15 protein-coding genes are annotated in these 15,175 nt (G+C 74.2%); 8 read left to right on the top strand and 7 right to left on the bottom strand.

From position 1 onward, the window contains the following. Positions 1 to 567, bottom strand: coding sequence for a TetR/AcrR family transcriptional regulator (locus tag L3X23_RS02335; protein WP_237190469.1), 567 nt, complete (start codon positions 565 to 567; stop codon positions 1 to 3). A gap of 113 nt (positions 568 to 680) precedes the next feature. Here L3X23_RS02335 and L3X23_RS02330 point away from each other — a divergent pair, with 113 nt between their 5' ends. Continuing rightward, positions 681 to 1,610, top strand: coding sequence for an LLM class flavin-dependent oxidoreductase (locus L3X23_RS02330; RefSeq protein ID WP_237190466.1), 930 nt, complete (start codon positions 681 to 683; stop codon positions 1,608 to 1,610). A gap of 203 nt (positions 1,611 to 1,813) precedes the next feature. Continuing rightward, positions 1,814 to 2,098 carry a hypothetical protein gene (locus tag L3X23_RS02325; RefSeq protein WP_237190465.1) on the top strand — a complete coding sequence of 95 codons (285 nt, stop codon included), beginning with the start codon at positions 1,814 to 1,816 and terminating at the stop codon, positions 2,096 to 2,098. Between the two features lie 10 nt (positions 2,099 to 2,108). Here the strand turns inward: L3X23_RS02325 and L3X23_RS02320 are convergent, their stop codons facing one another. Then, positions 2,109 to 2,852, bottom strand: coding sequence for a GAF and ANTAR domain-containing protein (locus tag L3X23_RS02320; RefSeq protein WP_237190464.1), 744 nt, complete (start codon positions 2,850 to 2,852; stop codon positions 2,109 to 2,111). Between the two features lie 182 nt (positions 2,853 to 3,034). On the opposite strand from L3X23_RS02320, the gene L3X23_RS02315 reads away from it, so the two are divergent. The 3 genes from L3X23_RS02315 to L3X23_RS02305 are packed head-to-tail and all read left to right on the top strand — an operon-like array spanning position 3,035 to position 4,855. Next, positions 3,035 to 3,682, top strand: coding sequence for a HemK2/MTQ2 family protein methyltransferase (locus L3X23_RS02315; RefSeq protein WP_237190463.1), 648 nt, complete (start codon positions 3,035 to 3,037; stop codon positions 3,680 to 3,682). Continuing rightward, positions 3,675 to 3,872, top strand: a complete 198-nt coding sequence (locus tag L3X23_RS02310) for a CDGSH iron-sulfur domain-containing protein (protein WP_237190462.1) — start codon at positions 3,675 to 3,677, stop codon at positions 3,870 to 3,872. Before L3X23_RS02315 ends, L3X23_RS02310 begins: the two co-directional genes overlap by 8 nt. Beyond that, positions 3,869 to 4,855 carry an iron-containing redox enzyme family protein gene (locus L3X23_RS02305; protein ID WP_237190461.1) on the top strand — a complete coding sequence of 329 codons (987 nt, stop codon included), beginning with the start codon at positions 3,869 to 3,871 and terminating at the stop codon, positions 4,853 to 4,855. Before L3X23_RS02310 ends, L3X23_RS02305 begins: the two co-directional genes overlap by 4 nt. 99 nt (positions 4,856 to 4,954) lie before the next feature. Here the strand turns inward: L3X23_RS02305 and L3X23_RS02300 are convergent, their stop codons facing one another. Then, on the bottom strand, positions 4,955 to 5,788 hold the full coding sequence (locus L3X23_RS02300; protein WP_237190460.1) for a DUF1206 domain-containing protein: 834 nt from the start codon (positions 5,786 to 5,788) through the stop codon (positions 4,955 to 4,957). A 14-nt stretch (positions 5,789 to 5,802) separates the two neighbouring features. Beyond that, on the bottom strand, positions 5,803 to 6,483 hold the full coding sequence (locus L3X23_RS02295; protein ID WP_374204811.1) for an HAD family hydrolase: 681 nt from the start codon (positions 6,481 to 6,483) through the stop codon (positions 5,803 to 5,805). 62 nt (positions 6,484 to 6,545) lie between these two features. Here L3X23_RS02295 and L3X23_RS02290 point away from each other — a divergent pair, with 62 nt between their 5' ends. Then, a complete protein-coding gene (locus L3X23_RS02290; protein ID WP_237190459.1) occupies positions 6,546 to 7,556 on the top strand; it encodes a TIGR03557 family F420-dependent LLM class oxidoreductase in 1,011 nt (336 codons plus the stop codon). A 215-nt stretch (positions 7,557 to 7,771) separates the two neighbouring features. Here L3X23_RS02290 and nrfD read toward each other — a convergent pair whose 3' ends face one another. The 3 genes from nrfD to fdh form a co-directional block, all read right to left on the bottom strand. After that, positions 7,772 to 8,719, bottom strand: a complete 948-nt coding sequence (nrfD, locus tag L3X23_RS02285; RefSeq protein WP_237197912.1) for an NrfD/PsrC family molybdoenzyme membrane anchor subunit — start codon at positions 8,717 to 8,719, stop codon at positions 7,772 to 7,774. Between the two features lie 92 nt (positions 8,720 to 8,811). Beyond that, the gene (locus L3X23_RS02280) at positions 8,812 to 9,846 is read right to left on the bottom strand and encodes a 4Fe-4S dicluster domain-containing protein (protein ID WP_237190451.1); all 1,035 of its coding nucleotides are present in this window, start codon (positions 9,844 to 9,846) and stop codon (positions 8,812 to 8,814) included. Then, entirely contained in the window at positions 9,843 to 13,130 is a 3,288-nt protein-coding gene (gene fdh / locus L3X23_RS02275; protein ID WP_237190449.1) for a formate dehydrogenase, read from the bottom strand. The genes L3X23_RS02280 and fdh overlap by 4 nt, the downstream gene beginning before the upstream one ends. A gap of 219 nt (positions 13,131 to 13,349) precedes the next feature. Between fdh and L3X23_RS02270 the strand changes: the two genes are divergently transcribed. Together L3X23_RS02270 and L3X23_RS02265 are read left to right on the top strand one after the other, a co-directional pair. Next, on the top strand, positions 13,350 to 13,622 hold the full coding sequence (locus L3X23_RS02270) for a hypothetical protein (RefSeq protein WP_237190439.1): 273 nt from the start codon (positions 13,350 to 13,352) through the stop codon (positions 13,620 to 13,622). 204 nt (positions 13,623 to 13,826) lie between these two features. Further along, complete coding sequence (locus L3X23_RS02265) at positions 13,827 to 15,137, top strand: acyl-CoA dehydrogenase family protein (RefSeq protein WP_237190437.1); 1,311 nt, start codon at positions 13,827 to 13,829, stop codon at positions 15,135 to 15,137. Positions 15,138 to 15,175 lie beyond the last annotated feature (38 nt).

Raw genomic sequence — 15,175 nt, 5'->3', positions numbered from 1 at the left:
TCAGCCGGCGGGCGCCAGCCCGGTCACCGCGAGACCGAGGAGCCGGCGGGCGCTCGTGCCCGGGTCGGCGAGGTGCTCGGCGGCCAGCACGATCCCGACGACCAGCGTGATCAGCTCGGACACCGTGACGTCTGCTGCGACGGCCCCCTCGGCGACCGCCTTCCGCAGCAGCGGATCCGCCGCGTCGGCGAGCAGCACGGCGCAGCCGCTGCTCGCGGGCGAGTCGGCGAACGGCTCACCGTCGAGGAGCGCGGGCGCGAGGCCCCGCGCGGTGACCGAGTACTCGAGGAGCTCGTCGAGCCAGGTCAGCAGGGCCGCCCGGGGCTCGGGGGCCTCCGCGAGGGCGATCGCGCTGCGGCGCAGGGCCTCCACACGCTCTCGGGAGACCGCCTCCAACAGGGCGCGACGGGTGGGGAAGTGCCTGCGCACGGTCGCCGAACCGACGCCCGCGACCCGCGCGATCTGCTCGAGCGAGGCTCCGGCCCCGTGGGCGGCGACCTCGGCTTCGGCGACGCCGAGGATGAGCTCGTGGTTGCGCCGCGCGTCGGCGCGTCGGGGTGCGGACACGGAACCTCCTCGGGGACGCGGACAGGGTGGGTGCGAAACGGCGGGGTCCGCCGTATCGTAGCGTTCACCGAGAAACGGCGGGCCCCGCCGTTTCCGTGTCGAGGAGGTGTGCCATGTCCGTCGTGGAGCAGGCGAAGCGGTCCCTGGGCCCGGTCGGCGCCATGCTGCCGAACGTCCCCTTCGCCCCGCAGCCGACCGTGCCCGACCAGCGTGTGGCCGCGCGCGACCTGGAACGGGCGGGCTACGCGTCGATCTGGACGAACGAGGGGGTCGGCGGCAAGGACGGCCTGACCCAACTCGCGATCCTGCTCGCCGCGACCGAGCGCGCGACCTTCGCCGCCGGCGTCCTGAACATGTGGGCCCGCGCCCCGGAGACCGCGCACGGCGGTGCGACCTACCTGGCCCAGGCGTTCCCCGGCCGGTTCGTCGCCGGGTTCGGCATCGGCTACCCGTTCCAGGCCGAAGCGGTGGGCCGCGAGTTCCGTCGACCCGCCGCGACCGCGCGGGCCTACCTCGAGCGGATGCCCGTCGAGGTGCCCATCGCCCCCGAGCTCGACGCACCGTACGCCCGGGTGCTGGCGGCCAACGGCCCGCGCATGCTCGAGGTCGCCCGGGACGTCGCGGACGGCGCGATCCCCACGCTGCAACCGGTGGCGCACACAGCGCAGGCCCGGGCCGTGCTCGGGCCGGATCCGCTGCTGGCCGTGGGACTCCCCGCGCTCGTCGGCGAGGACCGGGACACCGCGCGCGAGGGCGCGCGGGCGTTCCTTCGGCAGGTCTACGCGGCGGCTCCGGCGTACGCGGCCACCCTGCGCGACCTGGGGTTCGCGGAGCGGGCCGTCGACGAGGTCGCCGACGAGGTGCTCGACGAGGTCGTCGCCTACGGCACCGCGGACGACATCGCCCGGCAGATCGCCGCGCACCGGGCGGCGGGTGCCGACCACGTGCGGGTGAGCCCGGTCGCCGCGGACTTCGCGACCGGGGTCGCGATGCTGCAGCACCTCGCCCCGGCGCTGACGGGCATCGGTCGGCCCGCGGTCTGACCGGGGCGGTGTGGGCGCGGGGCGCCCGGGTAGCACCCGGACATGAACTCCCCCGCACCCGCCGCTCGCCGTCGCCCGGCCGTCCTGCAGGCAGTCCCGGCCCTGGCGGCCGTCCGAGTGGTCGGCGCGTGACACCGGGCCGCTGCGGCCGCCGGGTCGGACACGGACGGTTCGAGCCGGGTCCGCGGGGGAACCTCTCCGGGGTGACAGGTGTCGACGGCGGCCCGGGACCCGAGGCATCGATGCTCTCCGCCCACGCGCTCCGCGCCGGTCTCGCCCTCAGCGACATGAGCATCACCGACCTGTGGCTCGCCTCGGTCGCCCTCGGCGCGACCATGACCCTCGACGACCTCGCCGCCACCGTCGCGCTGCAGCGCGAACCGGCGTGCCTGGAGCACGACATGGTCGCCGCCGCGCTCAACGACTGGTTCGTCGACCACTGGGGCCGCCAACCGGTCGCCTACTCCGACGAGCTGCGGCCGCCCTGAACCGCCCGCCTCAGGTCGGGAAGCCCCGGTGCGCGGCCACCCGGTCGGCCAGGTCGGCCAGCTTGACGTTGCGGTCCTGCGAGTACTGCCGCAGCAGCGCGAACGCCTCGTCCGGCCCCAGCTCGTAGCGCGCCATCAGGACGCCCTTGGCCTGCCCGATGCGGTCGCGGTTGGTCAGGGCGTCCCGCAGCTGTTCGATGAGCCGGGTCTGGGCGAGCGCGATGCTCGCCAGGGCGGTCAGCAGTGCCACCGCGGAGCCGTCGACGTCCCCGAAGGCCTCCGGAGCCTCGGCGTAGAGGCTGAGGGTGCCCAGCAGCCTGTCGTCCGCCGCGAGCGGCAGACAGAGCACGGACCGCACGCCCAGCCGCTGCGCGGTCTTGGCGTACGCGGGCCACCGGTCCTCCTCCACCGTGTCCCGGACCTGCACCACGACCTGGTCGGACGCCGCGGTCAGGCAGGGTCCCTCGCCCGTCTCGGTCTGGAGACGGTCCAGCTCCGCGGGGGCCGGGCCGGTCGCCGCCACCGTCGTCAGCCGGTGGCGGGCGGAGACGACGATGACCCCCGCCGCCGTCGCCGGGCCGACGATGTCCACGGCCTGGTCGCAGATGGCCGCCACCAGGTCGTCGACGCTGCCGCTGCGGGCGTGCAACGTCCGGGCGAGGGTCTCGGCCCCGCGGCGGGCCGTCGCGGTCAGCGTCTGCTCCAGGTGGTCGGGGCGCTCCGCCACCCCACCGGCGTCCGGTCGTTCCGCCACAGTGGACTCCTCATCACGGGATCGCGATGGGCGGTCTCGTGGCTGAACCCGCGCCGATGACGGGTCCTGTCTACCGAAGAACACCGGGGCGCGCAGCGCGGCGCCTGCCGGCGGGTTGGACCCGCGACGCGCGGGTAGCCCGCACTCTCGCCACCTCCACCACAGCACCAGGGACGACGCTCGTGATCTTGCTCTGCCCGCCCGGCGTGTACCGGGCCCAGTCGGACACCGACCTCCTCGCCGGCCACCTCACCGGGACCGCCACCGGACGCGACGTCCTCGATCTCGGCACCGGCACCGGGGCCCTCGCCCTGGCCGCGTGGCGGGCGGGCGCGGCATCGGTGACCGCGGTCGACCTCGCGCGCCGCTGCGTCGCGACCACGCGGCTCAACTGCCTGCTGCGCCGCGCCCCGGTCCGGGTGCACCGCGGCGACCTGTTCGCCCCGGTCGCGGGCAGGCGGTTCGGGATGATCGTCGCGAACCCGCCCTACGTGCCGTCCGAGGCCGCCGTGCTGCCGCGACACCGCGCCGCCCGCAGCTGGGACGCGGGCCCCGACGGACGCGCGGTCCTGGACCGGATCTGCGACGCCGCCCCGGACCACCTCACCGACGACGGGATCCTGATGATCGTGCACTCGCAGGTCTGCGGCCCGCAGGCCACCCTCGACCGGCTCGAACGCCGAGGCCTGCACGCGACGGTCGTGGACCGCTCCCGGATCCCCTTCGGCCCGGTGATGCGCTCTCGGGCGGGCCTGCTCGAGCGCCGCGGGCTGGTGGCGCCCGGCGACCGGCTGGAGGAGCTCGTCGTCGTGGAGGCCCGCCGTGGCTGAGCCGACGCACCCGACACGCATCACCCTCACCGAGGAGGGCCCCGCCCTGGTGACCGGGCCGGTCGAGCTGGCCCTGCCCGACGGCACCATCGTACGGTCCGACCGCGCCGTGACCGCCGTGTGCCACTGCCGCCGCAGCAGGCGCTACCCGATCTGCGACGCCTCCCACCGACGCAAGGAACGCGCATGACCACCGCCCTGGCGGGCCAGGTGCTCCCCACCGCCCGCGGACCGCTGTCCTCCGCGGTCCTCGACGCCCTGCGCGGCGGCCGACCCGCCGCCGTCGACCCGGCCGCCGCGGACCCCTACGGCGACGACCTGCAGCTCGCCCTGCACTGCTGCTACGAGCTGCACTACCGCGGCTTCGCCGGGGTCGACGACGCCCTGGAGTGGGACCCCGACCTGCTGGCCCTGCGCCGCGGCCTCGAGACCCGCTTCCTGGCCGCGCTGCGCGCCGACGTCCGGCCCGGCGCGGACGTCGACGCCGAGGTCGAGGCCCTGCTCGTCGAGCCCGTGGGGCCGCACGTGCGCGGGGTCTCCCACCACCTGCACCGCGCGGGCACCGTCGAGCAGCTGCGCGAGTACGTGGTGCACCGCTCGATCTACCACCTCAAGGAGGCCGACCCGCAGGCCTGGGCGATCCCGCGGCTCACCGGCGCGGCCAAGGCGGGCCTGGTCACCGTGGAGCACGACGAGTACGGCTCCGGGCGCCCCGAGCGCATGCACTCCCGGCTGTTCGCCGAGATGATGACCGAGCTCGGCCTCTCCGACCGCTACGGCGCCCACACCGACCGGGTGCCCGGGGCGACCCTCGCCGAGGTCAACCTGATGTCGCTGTGCGGCCTGCACCGCCGCCTGCGCGGCGCGTCGGTCGGCCAGTTCGCGATGGTCGAGCTGACCTCCTCGCCCGGCTCGGAGCGGCTGGTGCGCGCCCTGCGACGGCTGGGGTGCGGACCGGCCGCGATCCACTTCTACGACGAGCACGTGGAGGCCGACGCCGTGCACGAGCAGGTGGTGCGCCGCCAGGTCCTCGCCCCGCTGCTCGCCGCCGAGCCGGAGCTGGCCGCGGACGTGGTGTTCGGGATCCGCGCGAGCCTGTTCCTCGGCGAGCGGATGGGCGAGCAGGTGCTCTCCTGCTGGGAGCGTGGGGAGAGCAGCCTGCGGCCCGCGTGATCGACGCGCGGCGCTGGGCGGTGGACCGCAGACCGAGGCCGACCACCCCGTCCTCCGCGCCACCCGACGTCCGGGCGGACCGCGCTCTACCGGGGCGCGTCAGGCGCGGCGCAGCGCCGCGTCCGCGACGCAGTAGAGCCCGAACGCCCCGAAGCCCAGCGCCACGGCGACGACGAGGAACGGTCCGAGCGGGGTCTCGGCGAGGGCCCGCAGCGCGGCGTCGAGCCCGCCGGCCCGCTCCGCGTCCGAGGCCACCGCCGCGGTCACCACCAGGATCCCGACGACGGCCAGCGCCACCGCCCTGGCGACGTGCCCGAGCGCGCCGACCACCTCGATCAGGCGCCGCACCGCCGGGGGCACCCGCCGGACGTCCAGGTCGCCCATGAACGTCCGCCGGACCCCGGTGTAGGTCATGGTGACCGCGACGATCCCGATCACCACCCCGCCGAGCAGGACCAGCAGCCTGCCCGCGGGCAGCACCAGGACGTCGGCCACCGTCTCGCGTGCGCCCGCGTCCCCGGAGCGCCTGCCGGAGAACAGGAACGCCACCGTCACACCGGCGAGGGCGAGCATCGCGGCGGCCTTCGAGACGGCGCCGACCCGCTTGCGCACCCGCTCGCCGCCGGAGACCCAGCGAAACCCCCACCACGCCGCCGACAGCTGCCAGACCGCGAACGCGACGAGCCCCACGGCGATCACCACCAGGCCCACCGCCCCGGCCCCGGTCGCGGCGATCTCGGCGACCGCGCCCTGGGCGTCGGCCGAGCCCTCCGGCGCCCCCAGCGCCGCCCGCACGGCCAGCCAGGCCACCACGAGGTGCACGACGCCGTAGGAGACCAGCCCGATCCGGCCGAGCAGGTCGATCGCGGGGCCGGGCGCGTCGGAGCGGCCCGCGCGCACGGAGCGGCGGAGCCGCCGCAGGGAGAGGGTCACCCGCACACCCTGGCCTACCCGCGCAGCTCGCGGACGAGGCCCTCCTGCAGCTCGGGGAGGGAGTCGTACACCTCCCGGGCGCCCGCCTCCCGGAGCTCGCCCGCGGAGAACCCGCCGGTGCGCACGCCGAGACCGGGCCACCCCGCCCGGCCCGCCGCCACGAAGTCCCACACCGAGTCCCCGACCATCATCGCCCGCCGTCCGTCCACCCGCTCGACCGCCGCGTGGAGCAGGTCCGGCTCGGGCTTGGTCCGGTCGACGTCCTTGCTCGTCGTCCACGCGTCGGCCAGGTCGCGGCCGTCGAACAGGTCGAGGTAGACGTCGACGTGCTCGGGCGCACCCGAGCTGGCCAGGACCACCCGCACCCCGGTCCCGCGCAACGCGGTGAGCAGGTCGCGGACGCCGTCGAAGGCCCGGATCTCGGGGAGCTGGGCCTCGAACTCCTCGGCCCAGGCCGCGCGCACGTCGTCGCCGTGCTCCTGCTCGAACCGGGACCCGGCCACCGCGGGCACGATCTGGTCACCGCCCATCCCGATCGCCCGGTGCAGCCGCCAGACCGGCAGCACGACGTCGAACCGCAGGAACGCCCGGTACCAGCTCAGGGCGTGCTGGTAGTTCGTGTCCACGAGAGTGCCGTCGACGTCGAGCACGACGGTGTCGATGCGTTCCACCATGCCGCCGGGTACCCGGGACACGACCCGGTACTCGGCGGCCCGGCCCCGGGTGCGAGAGGCCGGATCGCGGGTAACCGACCGCCATGACCTCCTTCGGCTACACCCTGATGACCGAGCAGCGCGGGCCGCGCGACCTCGTCGCCGACGCCGTCGGGGCCGAACGCGCGGGCTTCGACTTCGCGGTGATGAGCGACCACTACTTCCCGTGGCTCGACGAGATGGGCCACGCCCCCTACGCGTGGAGCGTGCTCGGCGCGGTCGCCACCGCCACCGAGCGCCTCCCCCTGATGACCTACGTGACCTGCCCGATCATGCGCTACCACCCCGCCGTCGTCGCGCAGAAGGCCGCCACTGTGGCCCTGCTGTCCGAGGGCCGCTTCACCCTCGGGCTCGGCTCCGGGGAGAACCTCAACGAACACGTCGTCGGGCGGGGATGGCCCACCGCCGACGTCCGCCAGGACATGCTCGACGAGGCCGTCACCGTCATCCGCAGGCTCCTCGCAGGCGGGTACGTCACCCACGAGGGCCCGCACTACCGCGTCGACTCCGCCAAGATCTGGGACCTGCCCGAGGGCGGCGTCCCGCTCGCGATCGCCGTCTCCGGCGCCCGGTCGATCGACCGCTACGCCCCGGTCGCCGACGCCATGGTCGCCGTGCAGCCCGAGCCCGGCCTGGTCGAGCGGTGGGACGCCGCCGCCGGGACGGACCTGCCCAAGATCGGGCAGCAGCCCACCAGCTGGGGGCCCGACGCCGAGGCCGCCACCGACCGCGCCCACGCGCTCTTCCGCTGGTTCGGCGGGGGCTGGAAGGTCAACGCCGAGCTCCCCGGCACCGCCGGGTTCGCCGCCGCCACCGAGTTCGTCCGGCGCGAGGACGTCGCCGCGGCGATCCCCTGCGGCCCGGACGTGTCCGCCCACGTCGAGGCGGTGCGCCCGTTCGTCGACGCGGGCTTCACGCATGTCGCGCTCGTCGAGATCGGCGGGGAGATGCAGCCCGACTACCTGGAGTTCGCGCGGACCACCCTGCTGCCCGCGCTGCGCGAGGAGTACGGCGAGGCGAAGGACTCCGCGATCACCACGCGGCCCTGGGCGTAGCGGACGCGTAGCCCGCCGCGTCGTGAGGACGAGTCGACCACCATGTTCCCGGACCCCGTGCCCACGACGACGAGGCCGTGATGAGAAGACGCCATCGGCGCCGGGGTACCTCTCGCCCGGCCGCGACCCGCCGTCGTCCGGCGCGGTCCGGCGCGGTCGACCTGCGGCGCTCGTGCGTGGTAAGTGGTGCCAGAGCACCACTTACCACGCACGGGCTAGCCGCGTTGCGGGATCACGACGTAGCGGGGGTCCTTCGTGGACTCCACACCGGCCTCGAACACCCCGAACCGTTGCAGCGCGCTGCCGGCGAGGAGCGCCAGACCCGAGGCCGCGGCCCCGGCGCGGCCGCGCCGGGCCACCGTCAGGGTGCCGACCAGGCCGGCCGCGGTGAGCACCTCGGAGGCGCGGCGGAGCCGGGCGACGTGGCCCGTGCGGTAGACCTCGCCGACCAGCCCGAGCCGGTGTTCCATGATCCGCGACGCGAGCAGCTCGGTGGCCGCCCCGGCCGCGGCGAACCCCCGGGCGCCGCCGGCCTCGGCCACCGGCGCGGCCACCATGCCGAGGCCGCCGCCACTGGCCGCGGCGGACCCGGCGAACACGAAGGGCAGCTCGTCCCGGACCTCGTTCCACGCGGGAACGGCGGTGTGCGACAACAACACCGCGGTGTAGGACGCGACGCCCGGCGCCGTGGCCGCGGCGCCCAGCCCCGCCGGGCGCGCCAGCCGTTGCAGCAGACGGGCGGGCCAGGTCCGGCGCCACCGGCGCGGGACGAGCTCGGCGACGGCGGCGGCCCCGGCCCCGGGTCCGTAGGCGCTGAGGATCCAGGTGCCCACGCTCATCGGCGAGGTGGGCTTGAGCACCCGCAGCATGTGGTGGAACCGCGCGGGGCGACCCAGGTCCGTGACCAGGAAGTACAGGCTCGCCAGCAGGCCGCCCAACGACCCGAGCCGCGCGGAGCGGCGCAACGCGGCGCGGCCCGTCAGGTCCGCCCCGGCCGCGACGACCGAGGATCCCGCCGCGAGGCCCCCGCAGAACAGGTAGGCGGCGATCTTCCACTCCCACACCGGCGGCTTCAGGACGGGACGGCCGTAGTAGGACTCGAACTCCGCCTCGGGGACGACCGTCTGCTCCCCGCCCTGCCGCCTGCGGCCACCCTGGAACATCTCCGCCTCGCGGGCCGCGCTGCCACCCGCGTCGCTGGGCCGCTCCGCGACGACCCCGGCCTCGGCGGCGGTCCGCTCCTCGTCCGGACCGGTCACCGCCGCCCCTCCCCCAGGAACGCGGCCACGCCCGCGACCGCGAACGCCGCCGCGGCCAGCCCCGCCCGCTTCCACATCGCCGCGGCGTCCCGGGTGGGGACCACCGGGTTCGGCGGCAGGCCGTACACCTCGGGCTCGTCGAGCAGCAGGAAGAAGGCGCCGTCGCCACCCACGCCGTCGTTCGGGTCGTGCCCGTAGAGCCGCGCCTCGGGCACCCCGAGCTCGTGCAGCTGTTCGACCCGGCGCGCGGCACGTTCGCGCAGCTCGTCCAGCTCGCCGAACTGGATGGAGTCGGTGGGGCAGGCCTTGGCACAGGCCGGTTCGAGCCCGCCGGAGAGCCGGTCGTAGCAGAGGGTGCACTTCTGCGCCCGGCCGTCTCCCTCGCGGCGGTCGATCACGCCGTAGGGGCAGCCCGAGACGCAGTAGCCGCAGCCGTTGCAGATGTCCTGCTGCACCACGACCGTGCCGAACTCGGTGCGGAACAGGGCGCCGGTGGGACACACGTCCAGACAGCCCGCGTGGGTGCAGTGCTTGCACACGTCGCTGGCCATGAGCCAGCGGAAGTCCGTGCGCGACTCGGCGCCGGTCGCGTCCCCGGGCCGGTCGAAACCGGGCATGCCGAGTGCCTGCGGCTCCGTCCGCCCCGGCAGCGGGCTCGTGCCCAGCTCGGCCCCGCCGCGCGGCGCCTCCCGTAGCCGCGGCTCGACCGCGACCGCGGTCTCCGGGATGCCACTGGGTCCCGTCGGCAGGCCCGCGAACCCGGTCTCCTGGTGGCCGAGCCTGCGCGGCTGCTCGACGAACGCGACGTGCCGCCACGAGTCCGCCCCGAGCGCGCCGGTGTTGTCGAAGGACATGCCGAGCAGGTCCAGGCCGTCCTCGGGGACGGCGTTCCACTCCTTGCAGGCGACCTCGCAGGCCTTGCAGCCGATGCACACCGAGGTGTCGGTGAAGAAGCCCACCCGCGGTGGCGGGTCGACGTGCCCCGCGTCGGCCGCGACGTCGTGCAACGGACCCGACCACCGGTTGCTCATGAGTCCTCCTCGACGTGTGGCGTCCCGATCGCCGTGGCGATGCGCGTCCCCGTCTCGACGGTGACCCCCGCCGCGGCCCGGACCTGCTCCAGCAGCGCGGTCAGCGCCGCCCCGCGCGGCCGGGGGCCCGGCCGCACGTCGCAGGTCGCGACCTTGCTCTCCTGGATGAAGACGTTCGGGTCCTCGACGACGCCGAACAGGTCGTTCACGACGTCCCCGCGCACCAGGCCCGTGTGGCCGAAGTGGTAGGGCAGCCAGACCTGGTGGATCGTGCGGCCGTCGATCCGCAGCGGCCGCATCCGGTCGGTGACCATCACCCGGGCCTGCACCGCCGCCCGGCTGGTGACCACGTGCGCCTCCCCCAGGTGCTCGAGCCCGCGCTCGCGGGCCAGCTCGGGCGAGACCTCGACGAACAGCGCGGGCTGCAGCTCGGCCAGGTACGGCAGCTGCCTGCTCATCCCGCCCGCGGTGTGGTGCTCGGTGAGCCGCGCCGCGGTGAGCACGTACGGGAAGGCCTCGCTCCCGCCCTCGGGCGGAGCGGGGTTGGACGGGTTGTCCGGGCGCCCGTAGACCACGCGCGTCGGGTTCCCCTGCTGGGTGTAGAGCGGGTTGCGGATCGGCGACTCGTGCGGCTCGTAGTGGGTGGGCAGCGGGCCGTCGAGCACGCCGTGCGGCGCGAACAGCCAGGCCTTGCCGTCCGCCTGCATGATGAACGCGTCGTCGCCGCCGAGCGCGTCGGGCCCGGTGGACCCCTGCGGCGCGACGTGCCCGGGCGGGGTGTTCCGCGGGAAGTCCGGCACGTCGTGCCCGGTCCACTCGCCCCGCTCGGCGTCCCACCACACCAGCTTCTTGCGTTCGCTCCACGGCCTGCCCTCGGGATCGGCCGAGGCCCGGTTGTAGAGGACCCGCCGGTTGAGCGGCCAGGTCCAGCCCCACTCGGCGTCGTAGGGGCCCTGCTCGGTGTGGGGCGTGCGGCGCGCGGCCTGGTTGACGCCGTCGGCGTAGACCCCGGTGTAGATCCAGCAGCCCGCCGACGTGCTCCCGTCCGCCTTGAGCGGCAGGTAGCTCGACAGCAGCTCGCCGGTGGTCAGGTCGTAGCCGTTGATGCGGCGCAGGACGTCGTCCGCCGACGGCTCGTCCCACGGTCCGGGCCCGTCCGGCCCCGGCTCGGTCGCGTAGTCCCAGGCCAGCTTCTGCATCGGCAGGTCACGCTCGTCGGTGGAGTCCGCGAGCCGCTCCCGGACCAGCCTGCCCAGGTGGTAGGCGAACCACAGCTCGGAGCGGCGGTCGCCCGTCGGTTCGAGGGCCTTGGTGCGCCACTGCAGCATCCGCTGGGTCTGGGTGAAGGTGCCCTCCTTCTCCACGTGCGAGGCCGCGGGCATGAGGAACACCTCGGTGCGGCACCGCTCGGGGACGATCTCGCCGGTCTCGACCTCCGGGGAGTCCTGCCAGAAGGTGGCCGTCTCGATCTCGTTGAGGTCACGGACGACGAGCCACTCGAGGGCGGCCAGCCCGAGCCGCTGCAGCTTGCCGTGCGCGGAGCCGACGGCGGGGTTCTGGCCCAGCACGAAGTAGCCGAACACCTTCCCGTCGATCATGTCCATGACGGTCCGGTAGGTGCCGTGGTCCCCGTTGATGCGCGGGAGCCAGCCGAACCCGAAGTCGTTCTCCGGCGTGGCCGCGTCTCCGAAGTACTCCTTGAGCAGCGAGACGAGGTGGGCGTCGACGTCGTAGCCGTACCCCTTGTGGCCGCCCGTGCGCTGGTCGGCGATCCAGGCGGCGAGGTCGGAGTGCGAGTCGTCCGGCATGGCCAGGTAGCCGGGCAGCAGGTTGAACAGCGTCGGGATGTCGGTGGAGCCCTGGATGCTGGCGTGCCCGCGCAGCGCGAACACCCCGCCCCCCGGCCTGCCGATGTTGCCCAGCAGCAGCTGCAGGATCGCCCCGGTCCGGATGTACTGCGCGCCCACGCTGTGCTGCGTCCAGCCCACGCTGTACACCAGCGCCGTGGTCCGCTCGCGGTTCGAGTTCGCCGTCCAGGCCCGGCACACCTCGAGGAACTGCGCGCGCGGCGTGCCGCACACGCGTTCGACCATCTCCGGGGTGTAGCGGGCGAAGTGCCGCTTGAGGATCTGGTAGACGCACCGCGGGTCCTGCAGCGTCGGGTCGCGCGGGACCTCCCCCGCCGTGCCGCCCCCCGCTCCGCCGGCACCGGACTGCAGCGGCTGGGTCTGGGACCGGGCCCGCTCCTCGTCCTCGACGCCGGGCTCCGCCCCCTCGTAGAACCAGCTGCTGCGGTCGTAGGTGGCGGTCTCGGGGTCGTAGCCGGAGAACAGCCCGTCGAGGTCCTCGGTGTCGGCGAAGTCCTCACGGACCAGGAACGAGGCGTTCGTGTAGGCCGCGACGTACTCGTGGAAGGCGAGATCGTTCTCGAGCACGTAGTTGATCACGCCGCCGAGGAAGGCGATGTCCGATCCCGCGCGCAGCGGCACGTAGGTGTCCGCGACGGCGCTGGTGCGCGTGAACCGCGGGTCGACGTGGAACACCCGCGCGCCGCGGCCCTTGGCCTCCATCACCCACTGGAAGCCCACCGGATGGGCCTCGGCCATGTTCGAGCCCATGATCACGATGCAGTCCGCGTTGGCGAGGTCCTGCTGGTAGTCCGTCGCCCCGCCGCGACCGAAGGAGGCCCCCAGACCGGGGACGGTGGCGGAGTGTCAAATACGGGCCTGGTTCTCGATCTGGATCGCACCCATGGCGGTGAACAGCTTCTTGAGGAGGTAGTTCTCCTCGTTGTCCAGGGTCGCGCCGCCCAGCGCGGCCAGGCCCGTGGTGCGGTTGAGCCGGTTGCCCCTGCCGTCACGGTCCTGCCAGCCGCGGGCCCGCGCGTCCACGACCCGGTCGGCGATCATCTCCATCGCCTCGTGCAGGTCCAGCTCGGTCCACTCGGTGGCGTAGGGCGCCCGGTAGCGGACCTTGTCCAGCCGCTGCGGCCCGGTGACCAGCTGCAGGCTCGCGGAGCCCTTCGGGCACAGCCGCCCGCGCGAGATCGGCGAGTCCGGGTCCCCCTCGATCTGCACGACCTGCTCGTCTCGCACGTACACCTTCTGCGCGCAGCCGACCGCGCAGTAGGGACACACGGAGCCCGCGACCCGGTCCGCCTCCGCGGTGCGCGGCACCATGCCGCGATGCCGCGGCGACTGGGCCGCCGCCCCGCGGCCCAGCCGGTCGGCACCGGTGAGCTGCCTCAGGACCGGCCACGCGCGCAGGGACCTCCGCACCGTCATGATCCCCACCTTGCCACGAATCCGACGGCCCAAACCTCCGCGGCGGACGGGATCGGCGGGCGGCGCGGCTGGTACCGTCCCTGGCATGCGCACCCGGGACCTCCGCGTCTCGCTCGAGATCATTACTCGGCGCGCCGGCTGAGCCAGGAGGCCGGTGCGCGCGACGCGCCTGCCCGGGACCTGGTCCGGATCCCCCCTTCCCGCTCGAGGAGATCCGTCATGGCCGACACCCTGGACCGTCCCCTGCCCGCCGCACTCCCCCTGCACCACACCGTCGTCGCCGAGGTCACGGCCGGGCTCGACGGCGTCCTGCGGGTCACCACCATGCTCCGCGGCCGCCGCTACCGCGTGCGCGACCTGACCGTGGACGTGCACGAGGGCGCCCGGGCCAGCGAGCTGCGCACCACCGTGCTGCTCACCGCGGACGAGGCCACGCTCCTGCTGGAGCGGCTGCGCCGGATGCCCGCGGTCCTGGCCGCCCGCACGGTCTGATCGTCCGCGTCGGGCCCGAGTGCCCGGGCTCACACCGGCTCCGCCGGGGCTGTGAGGTGCGCGGAACATTCCGCAACCCCAGCGCAACGGTTCAAATACGCACCGGCAATGCGGATTCGCGAGCGTTCTCGCGTTCGCCGCGGAGCCGGCCCGCACGAGGGCGAGCACCACCCACTGGACACTGTCGACGCCATCGGAGCTCTCATGACCATCAACTTCACGATGTCCGACGAGCAGAAGAAGCTGCAGTACGACGTCCGCGCGTTCGCCGAGAACGTCCTCAAGCCGATCGTGGCCGAGGCCGACGCGGAGCCCGACCCGCTCAAGGGCTTCCAGATGACCAAGCCCGCCTACATCGAGGCCTACAAGGCCGGCATCGCGATGTGCATGCTGCCCGCGGAGTACGGCGGCGGCGGGGTCTCCTGTGTCGATCTGACGATCGCCGCCGAGGAGATCTGCGTGGTCGATCCCGGGTTCGCCTGCACGGTCCTGTGCAACGGGCTCGGACTGATGCCGGTCGCCTGGTACGGCACCGAGGAGCAGAAGGCGAAGTTCCTGGGCGCCGCGACCTCCGACCCGACCGGCGAGTACCTCGGCGGCTGGACGGCGAGCGAGCCCCCCGGCAACCCCGCGGGCACCGCGAACTTCGACATCCCGCTGCCCCGGCCCGCAGGCGTCGGGCTGATCGCCGTCCGGGACGGCGACGACTACGTGGTCAACGGCCGCAAGTACTGGCCCTCCTCGGCGGGCTGGGACGAGCGCGGCGTGAACGCGGGCACGCTGATCGTGCGCACCGACTCCGAGAAGGGCGGTACGGAGGGCCTCTCGGCCCTGGTCCTGGAGCGCGACACCCCGGGTGTCACCTACCGCCACCTCGACAAGACCGGGCACCGCCTGGCGTCCAACGCCGAGATCGTGTTCGAGAACGCCCGGATCCCGGCCGCGAACCTGCTGCCCGGTGCGGCCGGGAACGGCGACCTGGTCATCAACCGCAACTTCGCCTGGTCCGGCCCGATCGCCGCCATCGCCGCGGTCGGCATGGCCCGGGCCGCCTACGAGATGGCGCTCGACTTCGCCAAGGGCAACACCGCCGGCGCGCTCAAGCCCATCATCGGCTTCCAGAACGTCGGCTACGTCCTCGGCGACGTGGCGTCGAAGATCGAGATGGGCCGCTACTTCTCCTGGCGCGCGGCGGACTACCTGGACAAGCACGACCAGCACGCGGAGCTGGTCGGCGCGATGAACAAGATCCAGGTCACCGAGATGATGTTCGACTGCGTGTTCAAGTGCATGCAGATCGTCGGGGTGAACAGCCTGGAGACCAAGAACGGCTTCGGCAAGATCCTCCGCGAGGCCTCGGTGCTGCCGATCTACGACGGCGGCAACATGGGCATGCAGCGCCGCCGCGTGCACGGCATCCTCGCCGACCCGCTGTTCAACCCGCGGGCCATCATGGAGGACGACTACGTGAAGTTCGAGAAGCACCACGAGTCGATTGACACGATCGTCGCCTGACGGCGTCCGGGCCCGACCCCGCCTCCCGGGCGGGGTCG

Origin of the sequence: Pseudonocardia sp. WMMC193, from assembly GCF_021728735.1 — a bacterium.
Taxonomy (GTDB): domain Bacteria; phylum Actinomycetota; class Actinomycetes; order Mycobacteriales; family Pseudonocardiaceae; genus Pseudonocardia; species Pseudonocardia oroxyli.
Note: the sequence above shows the minus strand (reverse complement) of the source record. Positions and strands in the feature narration are given on the sequence as shown.